At 43.4% G+C, this 20,044-nt stretch carries 18 protein-coding genes; 11 read left to right on the forward strand and 7 right to left on the reverse strand.

What is annotated here, in order from left to right; all coding sequences use genetic code 11:
* Nucleotide 1 precedes the first annotated feature (1 nt).
* From ACFQ3Q_RS01670 to ACFQ3Q_RS01715, 10 genes are all read left to right on the forward strand, one after another.
* Complete coding sequence (locus tag ACFQ3Q_RS01670; RefSeq protein ID WP_380742289.1) at nt 2–667, forward strand: uroporphyrinogen-III synthase; 666 nt, start codon at nt 2–4, stop codon at nt 665–667.
* A 42-nt stretch (nt 668–709) separates the two neighbouring features.
* Nucleotides 710–1,738, forward strand: a complete 1,029-nt coding sequence (gene hemE / locus ACFQ3Q_RS01675; RefSeq protein WP_380742291.1) for a uroporphyrinogen decarboxylase — start codon at nt 710–712, stop codon at nt 1,736–1,738.
* A gap of 3 nt (nt 1,739–1,741) precedes the next feature.
* Entirely contained in the window at nt 1,742–2,644 is a 903-nt protein-coding gene (gene hemF, locus ACFQ3Q_RS01680) for an oxygen-dependent coproporphyrinogen oxidase (RefSeq protein ID WP_380745572.1), read from the forward strand.
* Between the two features lie 33 nt (nt 2,645–2,677).
* A complete protein-coding gene (hemB, locus tag ACFQ3Q_RS01685; protein ID WP_380742293.1) occupies nt 2,678–3,661 on the forward strand; it encodes a porphobilinogen synthase in 984 nt (327 codons plus the stop codon).
* Between the two features lie 503 nt (nt 3,662–4,164).
* Nucleotides 4,165–4,650, forward strand: a complete 486-nt coding sequence (locus tag ACFQ3Q_RS01690; protein ID WP_380742295.1) for a hypothetical protein — start codon at nt 4,165–4,167, stop codon at nt 4,648–4,650.
* A 140-nt stretch (nt 4,651–4,790) separates the two neighbouring features.
* Nucleotides 4,791–5,924, forward strand: coding sequence for a CNNM domain-containing protein (locus ACFQ3Q_RS01695; RefSeq protein WP_380742297.1), 1,134 nt, complete (start codon nt 4,791–4,793; stop codon nt 5,922–5,924).
* Nucleotides 5,863–6,342 (forward strand): methylated-DNA--[protein]-cysteine S-methyltransferase, encoded by a 480-nt coding sequence (locus ACFQ3Q_RS01700; protein ID WP_380742299.1) that lies wholly within the window; start codon nt 5,863–5,865, stop codon nt 6,340–6,342. The genes ACFQ3Q_RS01695 and ACFQ3Q_RS01700 overlap by 62 nt, the downstream gene beginning before the upstream one ends.
* Nucleotides 6,343–6,379: 37 nt before the next feature.
* On the forward strand, nt 6,380–7,531 hold the full coding sequence (locus tag ACFQ3Q_RS01705; RefSeq protein ID WP_380742301.1) for a serine hydrolase domain-containing protein: 1,152 nt from the start codon (nt 6,380–6,382) through the stop codon (nt 7,529–7,531).
* The gene (locus ACFQ3Q_RS01710) at nt 7,521–8,240 is read left to right on the forward strand and encodes a 3'-5' exonuclease (RefSeq protein ID WP_380742303.1); all 720 of its coding nucleotides are present in this window, start codon (nt 7,521–7,523) and stop codon (nt 8,238–8,240) included. Before ACFQ3Q_RS01705 ends, ACFQ3Q_RS01710 begins: the two co-directional genes overlap by 11 nt.
* 138 nt (nt 8,241–8,378) lie before the next feature.
* The gene (locus ACFQ3Q_RS01715; RefSeq protein ID WP_380742305.1) at nt 8,379–8,744 is read left to right on the forward strand and encodes a DUF6616 family protein; all 366 of its coding nucleotides are present in this window, start codon (nt 8,379–8,381) and stop codon (nt 8,742–8,744) included.
* Between the two features lie 52 nt (nt 8,745–8,796).
* Here ACFQ3Q_RS01715 and ACFQ3Q_RS01720 read toward each other — a convergent pair whose 3' ends face one another.
* From ACFQ3Q_RS01720 to trhO, 7 genes are all read right to left on the reverse strand, one after another.
* Entirely contained in the window at nt 8,797–12,003 is a 3,207-nt protein-coding gene (locus ACFQ3Q_RS01720; protein WP_380742307.1) for a M4 family metallopeptidase, read from the reverse strand.
* 190 nt (nt 12,004–12,193) lie between these two features.
* Nucleotides 12,194–12,853 (reverse strand): CoA transferase subunit B, encoded by a 660-nt coding sequence (locus ACFQ3Q_RS01725; RefSeq protein WP_380742309.1) that lies wholly within the window; start codon nt 12,851–12,853, stop codon nt 12,194–12,196.
* 2 nt (nt 12,854–12,855) lie between these two features.
* A complete protein-coding gene (locus ACFQ3Q_RS01730) occupies nt 12,856–13,557 on the reverse strand; it encodes a CoA transferase subunit A (RefSeq protein WP_380742310.1) in 702 nt (233 codons plus the stop codon).
* Nucleotides 13,558–13,665: 108 nt separating this feature from the next.
* Entirely contained in the window at nt 13,666–15,975 is a 2,310-nt protein-coding gene (locus ACFQ3Q_RS01735; RefSeq protein ID WP_380742312.1) for a penicillin-binding protein 1A, read from the reverse strand.
* A 7-nt stretch (nt 15,976–15,982) separates the two neighbouring features.
* Nucleotides 15,983–16,477, reverse strand: coding sequence for a gliding motility lipoprotein GldH (locus ACFQ3Q_RS01740; RefSeq protein ID WP_380742314.1), 495 nt, complete (start codon nt 16,475–16,477; stop codon nt 15,983–15,985).
* Complete coding sequence (locus ACFQ3Q_RS01745) at nt 16,470–17,639, reverse strand: PSP1 domain-containing protein (RefSeq protein WP_380742316.1); 1,170 nt, start codon at nt 17,637–17,639, stop codon at nt 16,470–16,472. Before ACFQ3Q_RS01745 ends, ACFQ3Q_RS01740 begins: the two co-directional genes overlap by 8 nt.
* Before the next feature lie 119 nt (nt 17,640–17,758).
* Complete coding sequence (gene trhO, locus ACFQ3Q_RS01750) at nt 17,759–18,790, reverse strand: oxygen-dependent tRNA uridine(34) hydroxylase TrhO (protein ID WP_380742318.1); 1,032 nt, start codon at nt 18,788–18,790, stop codon at nt 17,759–17,761.
* A 240-nt stretch (nt 18,791–19,030) separates the two neighbouring features.
* Here trhO and recA point away from each other — a divergent pair, with 240 nt between their 5' ends.
* The gene (gene recA, locus ACFQ3Q_RS01755; protein ID WP_380742319.1) at nt 19,031–20,038 is read left to right on the forward strand and encodes a recombinase RecA; all 1,008 of its coding nucleotides are present in this window, start codon (nt 19,031–19,033) and stop codon (nt 20,036–20,038) included.
* The last annotated feature ends 6 nt before the right edge of the window (nt 20,039–20,044 follow it).

Raw genomic sequence — 20,044 nt, forward strand, 5'->3', positions numbered from 1 at the left:
AATGCCAAGCCTGTTGTCCACAAAAAAACTGGCAAAGAATCAAAAAGAACTTTTGCTGAATACAGGTCTGAGTCTCGTGGAATACGATGCCATAAAGATCGAATTTCCCGATTTCGAAGTGGAAGTTCAGAAGATAGAAAATGCAATTTTCACAAGTAGGAATGCTGTTAAGGCCATTCTGGAAAAAAATATGGAGATCAGGGATTGTTTTTGTGTGGGCCGGAAAACTGAAGACCTGCTAAAAAAGCACAACTTCAAGGTGCTGGAAACTGCCCATTATGGGAAAGACCTGGCAGAGCTTATTGTAAAAAACTATAAAGACAGGAGTTTTCACTTCTTCAGCGGAAACAAAAGAAGAGATGAACTCCCTGAAATACTGAAAAAAAACGATGTTAACCTCAACGAAACTCAGGTTTATAAAACCAGTCTGAATATTCAGAAAATCGATCGTGATTTTGACGGAATTATGTTCTTCAGCCCCAGCGCCGTTCAAAGTTATACGGAAAAGAATCCGGTGAGGGATTCGGCACTGTTCTGTATAGGAGAAACCACTGCGAATGAAGCGAAGAAACATTCAGATAAGATAATCATAGCCCGCACCCCAGGAATTGAAAACGTGATCGTACAGGTCGTAAAATATTTTGGAAGACCGGGAGAAAAAAATTAAAATTAAGTTCCGGCCAGGGAGTCGGGGTAAAATAACGTATACATGATAAAGAACGATTTACTTTTAAAGGCACTTAAAGGCGAAAGCGTAGAACGTCCGCCGGTTTGGATGATGAGACAGGCAGGAAGATACCTGCCCGATTTTATGAAACTGAAGGAAAAATACGACTTCTTTACCCGTTGCCGAACTCCGGAACTAGCTACCGAGATCACCGTGATGCCGATAAAACAGGTCGGGACCGATGCCGCGATCCTCTTCAGCGACATCCTTGTGGTACCACAGGCGATGCAGATAGACGTGGAGATGAAACCCGGGGTAGGCCCCTGGCTGCCGAACCCAATTCGTTCTGCCAAACAAGTGGAGGAAGTAGTTGTTCCCGATGTAAACGAGGAGCTTAACTATGTATACGAGGCGATAAAAATGACCAAACAGGAACTTAATGATGAAGTTCCGCTTATAGGTTTTGCCGGCTCTCCCTGGACGATACTATGCTACGCCGTGCAGGGACAGGGCTCGAAGACCTTCGACAAAGCAAAGCAGTTCTGCTTTCAGGAACCGGTGGCGGCTCACAGGTTACTGCAGAAAATAACCGACACCACCATTGCTTACCTTAAAGGCAAGGTGAAGGCGGGTGTTGATGCCGTTCAGCTTTTTGACAGCTGGGGCGGATTACTTTCCCCGGAAGACTACCAGGAATTTTCCTGGCAATATATGCAGCAGATCATTGATGCCTTAAAAGATGAGATCCCGGTGATCGCCTACGGAAAAGGTTGCTGGTTCGCGCTTAAGGAAATGTCACAATCGGGAGCTTCAGCTCTTGGAGTAGACTGGACCTGCTCTGCAATGAACGCGAGATACCTGAGCGGAGGACAGATCACCCTGCAGGGTAATTTTGATCCTGCCCGCTTATATTCAAAACCAATAGAGATAAAACATATGGTCACCCGAATGATAGACGAGTTCGGAAAAGACCGTTATATCGCCAATCTTGGGCACGGCATCCTTCCGGACATTCCGGTAGACAACGCCAGGGCCTTTGTAGATGCGGTAAAGGAATACCAGGCAAAATAAATGATGAAGGAGAAGTTTTATAAGTACATACAGGAACTTCAGGACAGGATCACTTCAAAACTGGAGGAGACAGACGGGAAAGCAAAATTCCAGGAAGACCTTTGGGAACGTGCCGAAGGCGGGGGCGGAAGGACGCGCGTGGTCGAGAACGGAAACGTATTCGAAAAAGGAGGAGTTAATATTTCGGCCGTTCACGGACCCCTTGCTCCTGCAATGCAAAAATATTTCAAGGTAGGCGATGTAGATTTTTTCGCCTGCGGCTTAAGCCTCGTGCTTCATCCAAAAAACCCTATGGTTCCCACCGTACACGCCAACTGGCGCTATTTTGAGATGTACGATAAAGAAGGGAACACCATAGACCAGTGGTTCGGAGGAGGTCAGGATCTTACTCCCTATTATCTTTTTGAAGAAGACGCTGCTCATTTCCACCGAATTTCGAAACAGGCCTGCGATAAGCACAACCCGGATTTCTACGAAGTTTACAAGCAGAAATGCGATGAATATTTCTGGAATTCCCATCGCGATGAAGCCCGCGGAATTGGAGGTCTTTTCTTCGATTATTGCAAGGCCAATGAAGAAATGAGCATCGAAAACTGGTATGATTTTGTGACTGAAGTAGGCGATAGTTTCCTTGAAGCCTACGTTCCTATAGTGGAAAAGAGAAAGGATCTTGAATACACAAAGGCTCAGCGGGACTGGCAGGAAATAAGACGTGGCCGTTATGTGGAATTCAACCTTGTTCACGATAAGGGAACGCTGTTCGGCTTAAAGACCAATGGCAGGATAGAAAGTATCCTTATGAGCCTGCCGCCTCACGTGCAATGGGTCTATGACCATCACCCCGAGCCCGGAAGTGAAGAGGAAAAACTGCTGAAGGTACTTAAACAACCTAAAAACTGGGTGTAATAGCTTAAGGCTTATTACTTAAAACTTACAACTATGTTAAGAAGAAACAGAAGACTTAGAAGTAACGAAGCGATAAGAAGTATGGTTCGTGAAACCGTGATTTCGCCTAATGACTTTATAGTACCGCTTTTTGTGGTAGAGGGAAAGAATGTAAAAGAGGAAATTGCTTCAATGCCCAATTATTACAGGATGAGCCTTGATCTGCTTGAAAAAGAGGTTAAGGAATTGTGGAAGCTTGGCCTTAAGTCCGTACTATTGTTCGTTAAGGTTCCCGAGAATCTGAAGGACAATGCCGGAACCGAAGCCCTTAACGCAGACGGATTGATGCAAAGAGCGGTGAAAACGGTGAAGAATGCCGTACCCGAAATGCTGGTAATGACCGATGTTGCCCTTGACCCCTATTCTGCTTACGGGCACGACGGGATTGTTGCCAATGGTAAGATCCTGAATGACGATACCACCGCAGTACTTTCTGAAATGGCCCTTTCTCACGCCCGCGCAGGTGCCGATTTTGTGGCTCCGAGCGATATGATGGACGGCAGGATCTTCGAAATGAGAAGTCTGCTGGAAGATGAAGGTTTTGACGATACCGGAATTATGAGCTACAGCGCCAAGTATGCCTCGGCATTTTACGGCCCTTTCCGCGATGCACTGGATTCAGCCCCGGTAGATGCCGAAAATATTCCAAAAGACAAAAAGACCTACCAGATGGATCCCGCAAACAGAGAAGAGGCGGTTAAAGAAACTCTGATGGACATTGAGGAAGGTGCAGATATTGTGATGGTAAAACCGGGATTATGCTACCTGGACATAGTACGCGACATAAGGAATGCTGTAAACCTGCCGGTTGCCGTTTACCAGGTAAGCGGTGAATATGCGATGATCAAGGCGGCTGCCGAAAAAGGCTGGCTGGACCACGATGCGGTAATGCTGGAGCAACTTACAGCCATAAGAAGGGCAGGAGCCAGTTTGATCGCCAGTTATTTTGCCAAAGATGCTGCCAAACTTATTTCCTGAAAAAATAACTAGATTTTATATCGGGAATACCCGAAAACCAGGTACATTTATCGGGTGAAAACTTCTGGAAAAAACATCCTTTTCAATTTTCTGCTGCTGCTTTTCTTAACAGCATCTGGCGGGGAGGTTTTTGCTTCTGTCAATTACAACACAGGCTCAAACAGGGAGCAACAAAAGCATTCGGTTTCCAGCCGGGATAAGGCCGCCCTGTTTATAAATGAAGTCTATTTCTCAGAGATATCCGAAAACGTTCAGGAAAGTCAGCCTGAGCCTTTTTTCTTCGAACTTCGATCTACTCAGAATTCGTTAATCCGAATTCATTCTCAAATTCAAAAAACCTCTGTTAATGCTCCTGCAGATATTAAAAACCGCCTGGAGCAGCAGATCTTCCCATTCCATTTTTTCTGGTAAGCTGAATTTAATTTTCAGCCTTACTAACGCTGTCACTTCGGCCTATTGAATGCCGGAGACAGCTGCTATTCTTACACATAAAATTTCAAAAAATGGATACTTCATCTTTAATAATGGGAGTGATATTGCTCATGTTATTTTTCACTCCCGTTCTTTATTTAATTTTCAACCAATCGGCTACAGAAAGGAAGAGCCTTAAAAAACTAAAGAACATCGAATCTGAATTCAAACTCAAACTTCAGCATAAAGAACTTTCAAACTCGCTCGTTCTTGGGCTCGATCCTGAATCGAAAAAGTTGGTGGTTGCAGAACCACAGAAAGATATGGAATATGATATTATAGACCTTTCCAAAGTAAGGGATTGCACGGTTTCCAGAAATTATACCGGCGGAAGGAGTGAAAAGGAAATGACCACGCGGGTTGGCCTTGAGCTTTTAAGCAGAAACGGACAGGAAAAAATAACCGAGATCCTTTTTTATGATGAGGACGATGAACATAGTTATGACCCCGAAAACAAGCTGTTTCTGGCCAAGAAATGGGACAGCCTTATCAGGGAGCATATTCCTAAAACCAATTAGGAAAGTTAACCTTAGCTAAGAGCCGTTTTCCAAAAAACCCTTGGTAGACGGCTTTTTCTTTATCATGCTTTTATAATTTATTTTGAATTTAATTATGGTAGAATGCCTAAATTAGATTTTTTAAACAACCAGCGACCAATATGGCATTACTTCTTGTTTTTGCATTTTTATCCATATTCTTTTCTTTTATGTGCTCCATTCTTGAAGCAGCCCTATTGAGCTTTACCCCTTCTTATATCAAGATCAAAAAAAAAGAAGGGAAATCTTATGCCCATAGCCTGGCGCATTTTAAACAGGATATAGACAAACCCCTAATTGCGATCCTTACCATTAACACGGTAGCTCATACGGTGGGCGCGATCTTAGTTGGAGTGCAGGCAGAAAAAACCTTTGGTGACGGGACCAATGCCGTTGGAATCGTTTCTGCTGCTATGACGGTGGCTATTTTGATCCTATCGGAAATAATTCCCAAGACAATTGGAGCAACCTACTGGAAATCGCTTGGAGGCTTCACTTCCCGGTCCCTAAAACTAATGATCTTTCCGCTCAAGTATACCGGCATTCTTTGGCTAATGATGCTTACCACAAAACTTATCGGGAAACAAGCCCATGTAACCAGTATGAGTCGTGAAGAATTTGCCGCGATCACCGATGCCGCTGAAGAGGAAGGAGTTTTTGAGGAAAGTGAAACCACGGTGATCAAGAATCTGCTGGTATTTAAGTCGGTTGAGGCTAAAGACGTGATGACGCCTTTTTCGGTGGCGATCACCGAAAGTGAAACAATGTCGGTGGCTGAATTTCATAAAAATCATAAAAATTTAAAATTTTCCAGGATCCCTGTTTTTAAAGATTGGTCCAATAACATCACCGGATTTATTCTGAAAGACGATGTTCTGGAAGAGCTTATTGAAGAAAGAGGCGACTCACCGCTTAGCAAACTAAAGAGGGAGATCTTTGTTACTCCTGCGCACACTCCTATCCCCGAGCTTTTTGAAACTTTTGTTCAGAAAAGGGCGCATATCACGATGGTTGTTGACGAATATGGCAATACCGTAGGGCTGGTGACTATGGAAGATATCATAGAGACCCTGCTTGGACTGGAGATTATGGATGAGAGCGATAATGTTGAGGACATGCAGATGCTGGCACGTCAAAACTGGGAAAAGCGGGCAAAGAAACTGGGACTTATAAAACGCAAAAACGAAGAACAGAATGACGAGGAAAACAGTATTTCTGAAGACACCCCTGGGGACAGCAGCGATAACAGGGAGTGAAGAAGGTCTTTCAGAGATCAAAATTCTGGATGCTGAAGAGAAAACTTCCGAAGACATCCCTGCATTTCTCCTCCCGGCAATAAATCAGTTAAAAGAATATTTTTCAGGAGAACGTAAAGATTTCGACCTGCACACCGCTCCTGAAGGCACTGAATTTCAAAAGAGAGTCTGGAAGGCTTTAATGGATATCCCTTATGGCACGACCACCTCTTACCTGGAGCTCTCAAAAAAATTAGGCGATATAAAAGCGATAAGAGCGGTAGCAGCCGCCAATGGTAAAAATCCGCTCTGGATTGTAGTGCCCTGTCACAGGGTTATTGGCAGCGATGGTTCGCTCACCGGGTATGCCGGAGGCTTACATCGCAAAAAATGGCTGCTGGAACACGAAAATCCGCCAAGTCAGCAAAGTTTATTCTAAGAATGAAGCCTAAAACAAAATTTCCTATTTTTAGGATATGAAGAAATTTTTGCGATTCCTGGGCTATCTTTTCCTATTCCTCTTTTTAGCGATCCTCCTGCTTTATCTTTTCGGATATGACTATATACTTAAAGGAGCGCGGGTCACTTACCTTACAGGCCACAAAACGGCTTATATAGACGATTACCCGCACTTCACCAACCGGCTTATTCAAAATGATGAAAATAATGAATGGGAATGGCCGGTTTCATCAGAATACAATGAGACTCCGGCGACAAAAATCCTGGACAGTCTGAACAAAGAGCTGGGTACCATAGCTTTCCTTATAATTAAGAACGATAGTGTCTGGTTTGAAGAATATTATAAAGATTACGGCCCCGATTCTAAAACCAATTCTTTTTCTATGGCTAAGAGTATCACCTCGGCACTGCTGGGAAAAGCCATAAAAGACGGATACATAAAAAGCCTTGACCAGCCGGTGGCAGATTTTTACCCCCAGTTTGATAATAGCCTGACTGTAGGCGACCTTTCATCTATGGCGTCGGGTCTTAATTGGGATGAGAGCTACTATAACCCATTCGGCCAGACCGCCAGGGCTTATTTTGATAATGATATCAGGAAACTTATTCTTGAACTAAAAGTAACCGGGACTCCTGGTAAAAGCTTTAAATACCTCAGCGGAAATACAGCCCTGTTGGGGATGATCATTTCCAAAGCCACAGGAAAAACCCTCTCGGAATACCTTAGCCAAAGCTTCTGGAAACCAATGGGGATGAAGAGCGACGCACTTTGGCAGATAGACAGTAAGAAAAGCGGAATGGAAAAGGCCTATTGCTGTATCGCTTCCAACGCGCGCGATTTTGCGAGATTCGGTAAACTCTATAATCATTCCGGAAACTGGGAAGGCAGGCAATTGCTGGACTCTTCGTTTGTTAAAAACTCCATTAATCCAAGGTTTAAGGACAGCCCCGAATATGGTTATGGTCTCTGGCTTAGTGATTACAGAAACAAGGATATATTTTATATGCGCGGTATTCTTGGCCAGTACGTAATCACGATCCCTGAAGATCATATGATTATTGTAAGGCTGGGAGAAAAACTAATCAGGAAGAAAGAAGGAGAACAACACGCCCCCGATTTTTACCACTATATAGATGAAACCTATAAAATGCTGAAAGATGCTACATAAAATAAAGCTGGAACACATTCTGTTCCTGGACATAGAGACCGTTCCGGAATTTGAAAGCTATCATCGGTTAAGTGATGACAAGAAACTCCTTTGGGAAGAAAAGACACTTTATCAGCGTAAAGATGAATTTACAGCTGAGGAGTTCTATGACCGGGCAGGAATATGGGCTGAATTTGGAAAGATCGTATGCATTTCGGTGGGTTTTTTCCATTTTAAGGAGCAGGACAGGGAATTCAGGATCACCACCTTCAGCGGAGCAGAAAAGGATCTGCTTAAGGCATTTTCGGCATTACTGGACGAACATTTTTTCAGACCTCAGCATTTGCTTTGTGCACATAACGGGAAAGAATTCGATTTTCCATTTATTGCAAGACGACTGCTTATTAACGACCTGAAGCTCCCGGCCAAATTAAACCTGTTTGGAAAAAAGCCCTGGGAAGTTCCGCATCTGGACACCCTGGAATTGTGGAAATTCGGAGATTATAAACATTATACCTCACTCAGGTTGCTAACCAACGTGCTGGGAATCCCTTCCCCTAAAGATGATATTAGCGGAAGTGATGTGAGGAATGTCTTTTATGAAGAGAAAAACACGGACCGCATCATAAAATACTGCGAAAAGGATGTGGTAGCCATCGCCCAGGTCATCCTTAAGTTAAGGCAGGAAAAGCTGCTGGCAGCGGAAGAAATTTCTTCAGTTTCTTCCTGACACTAATCATATTTAACTCAATTTCAACACTTCCGCTTATTTTTCCTCTTCTTTAATTAGTATCTTTAAGTAAGATTTAACTGCTATTTCAAGAATACAGTTACAGAAAACTATTGTTAACCAATAAAATCCTGAATTATGTATTTGTACGTCGAGATGTGGAATGTTACCCATAAATGGATGAAACTTTCCAAAGAAGAGCGCCGCAAGGTCTTAGATAATATGGAAGATAGGATCGCAGAAATGAAGGACACCGGGGTTGAGAATGTAGGCTGGGCCAGGAATGATGAGCACACCCCATACAGAAGTCCTTACCGATATATGACCGTTTGGAAAATGCCTTCTGAAGCAGAAGTGAAAACGCTTGAAGATAATCTAAAGAATGTAGGCTGGTACAATTACTTTTCTCAGGCTAATTCCCGAGGAGAGCTGGTATCCCGAAGAGAGGCCATAGACTTTATGGTCGATCTCGAAGAAACCTCAACCTCTTTTTTAGACACCTAAAAACAAAAAAGCCGGATCAAAAATCCGGCTTTTTCTTTTGGCTAATTCAGTGCTATAGTTTAATAAACTTCTTAACGATCTCTTTTTGACCATCACTAAATCTTACGATATACGTGCCACTGGTTAATCTGGCTACATTTATTGCCTGATTAAGTTTTCCGCTGGCTACTTCATACCCTACAGAATTGAAGATCTTATAATCAAGTTTTCTGTCATCCGGTACATTTACGTTCAACAGATTTCCGCTAACCACCGGGTTTGGATACAGACTTGCATCAAAAACATTAGGCTCGTTACCCATTGGCGAAGCATCGGGTTTGGCAGTGCTAACAATTGCCGCAGCAGCTTGTCCCACTACAACCGTATAATCTTCCACTTCTCCGTAAGAAAAGGTTTCACAAGCGGTTTGTGCCGAATTATATTTCATAGAAACCCTCATCCTTGTTGTACCCGCACTCGCTGTTGTAGGTACGCTAAAAGAAGCTGAAAGCGTTCCGCTGCTGGAAGAAGATCCACTTACCACAAGCTCTGAAGCTTCAAAGTTTCCATCCTTATTATAATCTATCCAGATCTTCCAGTATTCGGTATACGAAGAACTGGCAAAACCGGCACTTATATAAATTGTGTTCGATCCATAAGGCAGACTTGCACTTTGAGAAGTAAAATCCTGGTAGCCCCCGTTATCTCCGGTCGGGTTATTAAGGTCATTTAACTGAACAAGATCGATCCACTCATAACTGGAGTCACTTCCCTGAGAACTACAGTATGAAACTGAAGTATCCTGAGTTGTAACTGAAATTGTATTCGATTTAGCCGATACGTTATCTGCATCGTCTGTGGCTTCAACATAAAAATCATAAGTAGTTGCCGCAGTAAGTCCGTTCACTGTATAACTTGTTGAGGTAACCGAAGTCAGGAAACCACCGTCCTTATATATATTATAACCTGCAACACCAACATTATCTGTTGATGGATCCCAGGAAAGGGATGTAGAGGTTTGTGTGGTCCCGCTGGCCGCTAAATTAGCAGGTGCCGAAGGGGCTTCGGTATCCGGTGCTCCATCTTTGATGTTTACAGTATAATCTTCCACTTCTCCGTAGGAGAAAGCCTCACATTGGGTAGGAATTCCGTTATACTTCATAGAAACCCTCATCCGGGTTGCACCACTGGCCGCTGAAGATGGAACTGTAAAAGACCCTGAAACCGGTGTGGTCTTGGAAGCCGATTTACTCCATACCAGTTCTCCCGAATCTCCAAAATCACCATTCTGGTTATAGTCTATCCAAACCGCATAACCTTCGCTATAGGTGGTACCCGTCCAGGTTGGAGTTACGGTAATTGTGACCTGGTTGCCCTTAGAAAGATCTGTTGATACCGAAGTGAAATCCGTATATCCGCTTGATGCCGAAGAAGAATTATCTATCCCTTCCAGCTGAACTCTTCCAATATACTCATCTGCTATACTATTCCCCTGGGAAGAGCAATAGCTAACGTCTCCGTAGGCAGATCCAACCCCAACCGCGTAAAAAGCATTGGTGGTAGCGATCACCTCGGGAGATTCGGCTCCATAAAGATCGGTAGCAGCCTGAATTCCGTATGTTCTGGCATTAGCATAAGTTGAGTTTGCAGACAGGTAAACGCTTTCTAAACGATAAGCGATCTGAGCGGCCTTATCTATACTGATCCCGTTCACACTGTAAGAATCTCCAATATCGTTTGTACCGGATTTCCCAACTGCCAGGATATAGAACCAGTGGTTCAGTACACCACTATTGGTATGCACCCCGCAATAGTCATTCTGGTCTGTTGGGGTACAGTTTGGATTAATCCAGTTAGTCCCTCCATAAGTATCAGGCTGACCTTCAGACTTAGGGTCGCTCATAGACCTTAAGGCCAAATGACCGGATCTTCTTTCTATGTCCTCACCAATTAACCAGGTAGATTTAGAAGGTGCCGCATAATACTCAACACAGGCTGCCCAGATATCTGAAAAGGCTTCATTCATAGCACCAGATTCCTTCTGGTAAGCAAGGTTCGCTGTATTTTCACAAACTGCATGTCCAATTTCGTGGGCAGCTACATCCAATGAAGTAAGAATATCAAAATAGGTGCCGCTTCCATCCCCGTAGGTCATTACACTCCCGTTCCAGTACGCATTATCATAGTCCACATCAAAATGCACATAACTTTCAATAGCCGCTCCCTGGTTATCGAAACTGTTTCGGTTATGAACGCCGGAAAAATAATCATAGGTCTGCTCGGCACCCCAGTGAGCATCTAAGGCACCGTTATCCTTAGCCGCATTATCGTGTTCTGCTGCAGACCAATTATTGTCATTGTCAGTAAAATCCACTGCATTATTATAATTGGTCCCGGTATTCATATCGTAGGTCTGCACCCCGTTTCCACGGGTCACATCAGACAGAATATAGGAAGAACCATTTACAGAGGTTTGAATACTTTTAGATCCGCTATAGCGGGTTGCAGCGGTTCCGGTAGCAAATATTGCGTTAGCAGCACTTGTTTTTCCTGAAAAGGAGGTCTCACCAGATTTTGAATGACTATACTTCCCTATGTGCTTAATTGTAGCATCATAAAGCAATGCCTTTCCGGTTTGCGCATCTATGTAGAGATTCCCGCGACTTATAGGATCTGTGGCATAAATATCAAACTTGTAAGCAAGCCGAACCTCTTCTTTAAAGCTCTTCTCATTAATCACTTCAAATTTCAATGTTGGCAATAAAACAAGCTCTCCCTCCGGCTTTTCATATCCAATTTTAGAAGCACTCTCAGGATCTTCCCATAAATAAGAATTTGCTCCAATGTGGTTAAGTGCTTTTCTGAAAGCTACTTCCTTTGGAATTCCCGGTTTTGTGTCAACATCCTGTACTCTGTAATATTCACCACTCATAGACTGCAGGTTCTCTCCTTTTGAGTGAATGGTGTAGGTGGCAAATTCTACTTTAACCCCCTCATAGAACATTTGGTATTTGTCATGTTGATAACCGGCATTATCATTCTCAGATTTAATCTTTGAGAAATTTACCCGGTCATTGAGCTCCAGTTGTTCTTTAAACAGTTTTCGATGCTGACTGGCATTGTAACTTGAATTTTCCTTAAAGACGATAAGGGTAGGTTTCCCTTTTTCGTCGTTGATCCGTTTTTTAACATCCTTTTCTGAATCCTGCGCGTTGGCCTGAAACGAAAAAAGAGTTAATCCCGCGATTATCACGGAATTAAAGAGTAGTTTTTTTTCCACTTTGGTAGGGTTTAATTGATTAATTAATACCCCAAAGTAGGAAAATTATTAGGTTTAATAAACTTTTAACGTATTTTATCGATTATTTTTACCTTTCATCGAATAACATGGAAGGCTTAATATGATCAAAAAAAGAGGGTGCAGCCCGCAGCCGCACCCTCTTCAAAAGGTTTTAATAATTCAATAATTTTTAACTCAGTTTCATTTCAGGAATGTCGCCCTCAACAACGAGTCGTCCTTCCGTTGCTTCTTTTATTTCATCTACGCTCACACCCGGAGCTCTTTCCAGCAATTTAAACCCGTTTTCGGTAACTTCCAGAACGGCAAGATTGGTAACAATTTTAGTTACGCAACCCACTCCTGTAAGCGGTAGGCTGCACTTTTTAAGTAATTTTGATTTTCCGGCCTTATTCGTATGCATCATCGCAACGATAATATTTTCAGCAGAAGCTACAAGATCCATAGCTCCTCCCATCCCTTTTACCATTTTTCCAGGAATTTTCCAGTTTGCAATATCACCGTTTTCGGCAACCTCCATTGCACCAAGAATCGTAAGGTCTACATGCTTACCCCGAATCATCCCGAAACTCATCGCAGAATCAAAGAAACTCGCTCCAGGAAGTGCTGTGATGGTCTGTTTACCGGCATTTATCAGGTCGGCATCTTCTTCCCCTTCAAAAGGGAAAGGTCCCATTCCCAGGATCCCGTTCTCGCTCTGAAATTCAACTTCTATATCATCTCTAACAAAGTTGGCCACCAGTGTCGGGATCCCTATCCCGAGGTTCACATAGTAACCGTCTTTCACTTCCTTAGCTATGCGTTGTGCTATTCCGTTTTTATCTAATGCCATATCTATGCTTTTTGTCTGACCGTACGTTGTTCAATTCTCTTTTCGTAATTTTTTCCTTCAAAGATCCGTTGCACAAAAATGCCGGGAATATGGATCTGGTTAGGGTCGAGTTCTCCCGGTTCCACCAGCTCCTCTACCTCGGCAACTGTAATCTTTGCAGAACCGCACATCGCAGGATTAAAGTTCCTGGCCGTTCCTTTAAAGATCAGGTTTCCTGCCTTGTCTCCTTTCCAGGCTTTTACAAATGCGAAATCGGCTTTAAAAGCCATTTCAAGCACATACATTTTTCCGTCAAATTCCCTGGTCTCTTTGCCTTCAGCTACTTCAGTTCCGTAACCGGCCGGAGTATAGATGGCAGGAAAGCCTTGCTGGGCGGCCTGACATCTTGCTGCAAGGGTTCCCTGCGGGATAAGCTCCACATCAAGCTCACCGCTAAGCATCTGCCGCTCGAATTCGTCGTTCTCCCCCACATAGGAAGATACCATTTTATCGATCTGTTTTTTCTTAAGTAATAGGCCGAGCCCAAAGTCATCTACACCCGCATTATTAGAGATGCAGGTAAGGTTCTTTACGTTGCGTTTAACCAATTCTGAAATGGCATTTTCCGGAATTCCGCAAAGGCCAAAGCCCCCCAGCATAAACGTCATTCCGTCCTCTACCCCTTCCAAGGCATCGGTTACATTATCTACGGTTTTTCTGATCATTTTTTCGAAATTTTACCGAAAAATACGAAAATAAAAATGCAATCTCCAATGCTGTGCGCACCCAAGATTGCATTTTTATAAATTTTAACCGTAATTTTTTAAACTATCCTAAAAATCGAGCTCGTCCGGAATGCTTTCTTCCGAATCTTTTTTTGCTCCGTAATTCTCACAATTGGTTTCAATGGTCACCACCTCAGGCTTAGGAAACTCTTCTTTAGAAACCTTTACTTCTTCATCATTATAAAGGCTTTTCATATATATTCCCCAAATAGGTAAGGCCATTGTAGCCCCTTGACCGTAAGTGATCGTAGGGAAATGCACCGATCTGTCCTCGGCGCCTACCCAAACCCCGGTCACAAGGTCCGGCACCATTCCCATAAACCAACCGTCACTCTGGTTCTGTGTGGTTCCTGTCTTTCCGGCAATAGGATTCTTGAAGTCATAAGGGTATCCTGTCACCCCGCGTTTGTAATGATCAAGGTTCTTAGCATAAGTTCCTCTTAAGCGTCTACCTGAACCTGAGTGGGTAACTCCTTCCATCAGGTTAACGGTAACATAAGCGGCTTCCTTGCTCAAAACGTCACGGGTTTGAGGCACGTGCTGATACAGCACTGTTCCGTTCTTATCTTCGATCCTGTTCACGATAACAGGTTTTACATAAACCCCTTCATTCGCGAAAGTACTGTAAGCCGAAACCATCTCGAACAGGCTCATATCTGCTGTACCTAGCGCAATAGAAGGCACCGCTGGAATGTTTTCGGTATTCACCCCTAACTTTTCAATAAGATCTATAACGGGTCTCGGGCCTGTTTTATCAATAAGCCTTGCAGTTACGGTATTTACCGATTGTGCCAGTGCATCCTTAAGGCTCAGCATTCCGGAATACTCGCCATTGGCATTACGCGGAGACCAATCCTTCATATTCCCGTGTTTCCCGGCCTCTATGGTAAACTTGTTCCTTGGCAGAGTATCACAAGGGGATAGCTTAAGCTGGTCTATTGCCGTAGCATAAACGAAAGGCTTAAAGGTGGAACCTACCTGGCGTTTTCCCTGCTTTACGTGATCGTATTTAAAATGCTTGAAATTGGTTCCTCCAACCCAGGCTTTTACCTCTCCTGTTTGCGGCCTCATAGACATAAGCCCCGCCTGCAGGAAAGCTTTATAATAGAAAATTGAATCCCTGGGGGTCATCACCGTATCCTTGGTCCCTTCCCAGCTAAACACCCTCATTGGGGTCTTTTTATCGAAAGAAGCAATAATATCCTCTTCAGACTTGCCTTCGTTCTTCATTTGCTTCCATCGAACCGAACGCTTCATAGCACTTTCCACTATACGGTTGATCTCGCTTTTATCCACATCTCTGAAAGGAGCAGTGGAATTATTCCTGTTCTGGCGATCAAATTCCTTCTGAAGATGCGCGATATGCTTCTTCACAGCTTCCTCAGCGTGTTGCTGCATCCTGGAATCGATACTGGTGTAGATCTTAAGGCCGTCACGGTAAATATTATATTCGGTTCCGTCCGGTTTCGGGTTCTTCTTTATCCAGTCTCTCATAAAACCCTGAAGATAAACACGGAAATAGGTCGCCATTCCTTCATCGTGACCTTCCGGAGAAAAGTCAAGGTTTAAAGGCAGTTTTTGAAGAGAATCCTTTTCCTGTTCGGTGATATACCCGTTCTTCTGCATTTGCACGAAGACCTGGTTACGGCGTTGTTTTACCAGCTCAGGACGACGAACAGGATTGTAAAGGGCAGCATTCTTCAGCATCGCCACCAATACCGCCGATTCTTCGATCTTAAGATCCTTGGCCTCTTTTCCGAAGTAGATCTTGGAAGCCGAACGAATCCCTACTGCCTGGTAGACAAAATCGTATTTATTGAAGTACATCGTAATAATCTCTTCCTTGGTATACTGTCGCTCCAGTCTTGTCGCGATAATCCATTCCTTCACCTTCTGAAGTATCCTTGCAAAGGTGTTATTGGCCACATCTTCGGTGAACAGAAGTTTTGAAAGCTGTTGAGAAATGGTACTGGCACCCCCTCTTTGTCCGAGAAAAACAGCTGCTCTTAAGGTACCCCTGGCATCGATCCCCGCGTGTTTGTAAAAACGCTCATCTTCGGTAGCCACAAGGGCCTCCACAAGGTGATCTGGCAGATCATCATATTTCACCGGAGTACGGTTCTCGCTATAGTATTTACCGAGAGTTTCGCCATCGGCAGAGAAAATTTCCGTCGCCAGGTTGGTTTCAGGGTTTTCTAATTCTTCAAAAGTGGGCATCTTTCCAAATGCTCCCCATCCTGCCAGCAAAAAGATGAAAATCACTGACAAAAGACCTAGGAAAAACAAGGTCCAGAACCCGATTATATACTTACGATTGCTCGTATTGGGTTTCTTTTTCTTTTTAGTAGACTGGGCCATCTATATTTTAATTATTTGAGCTGTTTTCAATCCTGAAACCAACATCGGTTATTCCCTTTAAATTTTCGATGCCTTCAATATTATCATTTTTACGCATCGCCTGTTTTATTTTTACTCGATATTCACCGGGTTCCGGAAAACTTACATCTTCCCTGTACCACAGCTTATTCTCTTTTACATCACCAAAACCAGTGCCAAGCCAGGTGCCATCGGGGGCGGCCATTTCATATTCCAGCGTATCGCTTATCACTTTCCCCTGGGGAAACTGAATTTCGGTGATCAGAAACAGGTTACTGTACTCATACTCCCCGTTATTCCTGATATTAATGAAAAGATCGTAGGTCTTAAGTGAGTCCAATTCTCCAAGATTAAACGTCACAACCGAATCTTTATTCCATCCGCTCTGAATTGGTTTGTAGTCATCAAAAACACGGTCTTTATCACAGGCGGTTACCGCAAGGATCAAAAAGATACCGGAAAATAAAACTCTAAGCTTAGGCATTATTCCTTGGAGATTTTCCTTTACGCTTCTTTCGCTTTTTATTTCTTCTCTTGTTCTTTGGTTTATTCGGCTTATCGAACCTGGTAAGACTATCCTGCCCTACAACATTGTTGAAGTCCGGCTTCTCTTCCTCCATCTGCAACACCACCTCAAACTCTTCAAGACTACCAACATCTTTCTTATTCTTATTGGCATCAATGATCTTATTGGCCTGCTCGGCGGTAAGCTTATGCCAGTTCATCCATTCTCCCTCGTAGGCATACCAAAGCAAGCCTTTAAAAATGTCTATTTTCTGGCAAACAGCCGTTCCTTTTTTGGTGTGGAGTTTAGTATCGGTCTTTGGAAATGCCTTCAGGGCTTCCAGGTAAGTATCCAGTTCATAGTTAAGGCAACATTTCAGTTTACCGCACTGTCCCGCAAGTTTCTGTGGATTTAGCGATAGCTGCTGGTATCTTGCAGCCGAGGTACTTACAGACCTGAAGTCGGTAAGCCAGGTAGAACAGCACAGTTCCCTTCCGCAGGAACCAATTCCACCCAGTCTTGAGGCCTCCTGCCTAAGCCCGATCTGCCGCATTTCAATACGGGTATTGAACTCCCGGGCAAACTCTTTAATAAGCTGCCTGAAGTCTACACGATCGTCTGCGGTATAGTAAAAAGTGGCTTTAGAGCCGTCTCCCTGAAATTCAACATCGCTGATCTTCATGCTAAGATTCAGCCTGATGGCGATTTCACGGGCTCTTTTTTTAATCTTTTCTTCGCGTCCCCGTACTTCTTCCCAGACATCAATGTCCTTTTGTGAAGCCTTTCGGTATACCTTAAGAACCTCTTCGCTGTCCGGTTTCACTTTTTTCTTCCGCATCTGTACCCTTACCAGTTCTCCGGCAAGGCTTACCATACCCACATCGTGGCCGGGGGAGGCCTCTGTAGCCACCACATCGCCCATACTCAGGCTCAGGTTTTCGGTATTCTTGAAGAAATGTTTTCTTCCATTCTTAAAGCGGACCTCAACGAAATTACACGGTTCAGTTCCACTGGGGAGAGACATATTTGAAAGCCAATCAAAAACGGTAAGCTTGTTACAGCCGTCCGTTCCACAGGTTCCGTTATTTTTACATCCTTTTGGCTGACCGTCTTTCCCGGTCGAGCAAGTGCTGCAAGCCATAAAATTATATATGTTGTAAGCCTCGCAAAACACATTTACGGGCTTTTGGGTTTATAAATTAATTCTAAAAGAGTAAATATACCAATATTAATTGGCACTCCCACTTATAGAACGATTTGTTATTGCTTATATTTTAAAACCTCAGACCTGCCTTTTTTAAATATTTTATTGCTGTTACCCTTACCTTTTCTTAGTGCTTTTTGCTCTTCGTATGGTAATGCCGCAATTTCCTTGCAATCTGCAGAACAGCAATTATCCATCGCTTTCGCGCATTCTTCACACTGAATAAATAGCAGGTGACAGGCCTCATTGGCGCAATTTACGTGGGTATCACAGGGTTTCCCGCACTGGTGACAATGAGAGATCACATCTTCTGAGATCCTTTCACTTCGTCGATGATCAAACACAAAATTCTTACCAATAAACTTGTTGTCCAATTTGAGGTTATCTACCTGTCGGGCATATTCAATAATTCCGCCTTCCAGCTGGTATACATTCTTGAACCCGCGATGCTTGTAATAGGCACTCGCCTTCTCACAACGGATCCCTCCCGTACAATACATCACGAGATTCTTATCTTCCTTGTGATCTTTAAGGTCTTCTTCAATAATAGGCAGGGAATCCCTGAAGGTATCCACATCCGGAGTGATCGCTCCTTGAAAATGACCGATTTCACTCTCGTAATGGTTTCGCATATCCACCAATACGGTATTAGGGTCATCAAGAAGCTCATTGAACTTTTTCGCATCAACGTGCACCCCTTTGTTGGTCACATCAAAAGTGTCATCATTAAGGCCATCGGCAACAATCTTCTTTCTCACTTTCACTTTCAGTTTAAGGAAAGATTTGAGGTCATGTTCTATGGCGATGTTCAAACGAACGTCTTTTAAGAAGTAGATATTATCTATAAATTCTTTGAATTCAGCAAAGCGTTTCGCCGGAACCGAAAGCTGTGCGTTTATTCCTTCGTGCGCAACATAAATTCGTCCCAGGACATCCATCTGGTCCCAGGCCACAAAGAGGTGATTTCTGAATAACTGAGGGTTGCCTATTTTTGCGTAGGCATAGAAAGAGAGCGTCAACCGGTCTTCTCCGGCTTCTTCTATCATAGCTGCTCTTTCTTTAGCGCTTAATTTATTGTACAGTTGCATGCTATACCAATTTTAAGGTTAAAGAAATATTCGCGCAAAGATAAGTCTTTAAATTCAATGAGTAAAAATTCTGCCAAAAAGCTTAGCCCTTGGAGTAATATTTCGGCAGCACATTAAATTTAATCTGAAGGGAGCTTAACCTCTTGATAAAAAGCTTTCAATTTGAAAAATATGAGATTGGAAACTGCAAAAGAAATGCTATTTTAGCGCAAATTAATCTGACAGTTAACAGAAGAAGATATGAGTTCCGAAAAAGATGCAAAATTAAAAGCTCTTAAGCTTACCCTAGATAAAATGGATAAAACCTACGGGAAAGGTACGGTTATGAAAATGAGCGACCAGGCCGTAGCAGATGTAGATGCCATCTCAACAGGCTCGTTAGGTCTTGACCTTGCGATGGGAGTAGGCGGTTATCCAAGAGGAAGGGTTATAGAAATATACGGACCTGAATCCTCAGGTAAAACCACCCTTACCCTTCACGCTATTGCCGAAGCCCAAAAGGCAGGAGGCATTGCCGCGTTTATTGATGCTGAGCACGCTTTTGACAGATTTTACGCTGAAAAGCTTGGAGTAGATATCGAAAACCTTATCATCTCGCAACCCGATAACGGAGAGCAGGCACTGGAGATCACAGATAACCTTATTCGTTCCGGAGCTATAGATATTATTGTAATCGACTCGGTTGCCGCACTTACACCAAAAAGTGAGATCGAAGGGGAAATGGGAGACTCTAAAATGGGACTTCACGCCCGTCTAATGTCTCAGGCCCTGAGAAAACTTACTTCTTCTATCAGCAAGACCAACTGTACCGTGATCTTTATCAACCAGCTTAGGGAAAAGATCGGGGTTATGTTCGGGAACCCTGAAACCACTACCGGTGGTAATGCGCTTAAATTCTACGCTTCCTGCAGACTTGATATCAGAAGATCTACCCAGATCAAGGACAGCAACAGCAACGTAATGGGTAATAAGACCCGTGTTAAAGTCGTGAAGAACAAGGTTGCTCCTCCTTTTAAAACAGCTGAATTCGATATTATGTACGGAGAAGGTGTTTCCAAGATCGGAGAGATCATAGATATTGGTGTTGATTACGAGATCATCAAGAAAAGCGGTTCCTGGTTCAGTTATGAAGACACCAAACTCGGGCAGGGACGCGATGCCGTAAAAACAATCCTGAAAGACAATCCCGACCTGATGGAAGAACTTGAGGTGAAAATCAAGGACGCCATTAAAGTCGCTAAAGAATAACTTCAA

The sequence above is a fragment of the Salegentibacter chungangensis genome, from assembly GCF_042678405.1.
In the GTDB taxonomy this organism is placed as follows: Bacteria; Bacteroidota; Bacteroidia; order Flavobacteriales; family Flavobacteriaceae; genus Salegentibacter_A; species Salegentibacter_A chungangensis.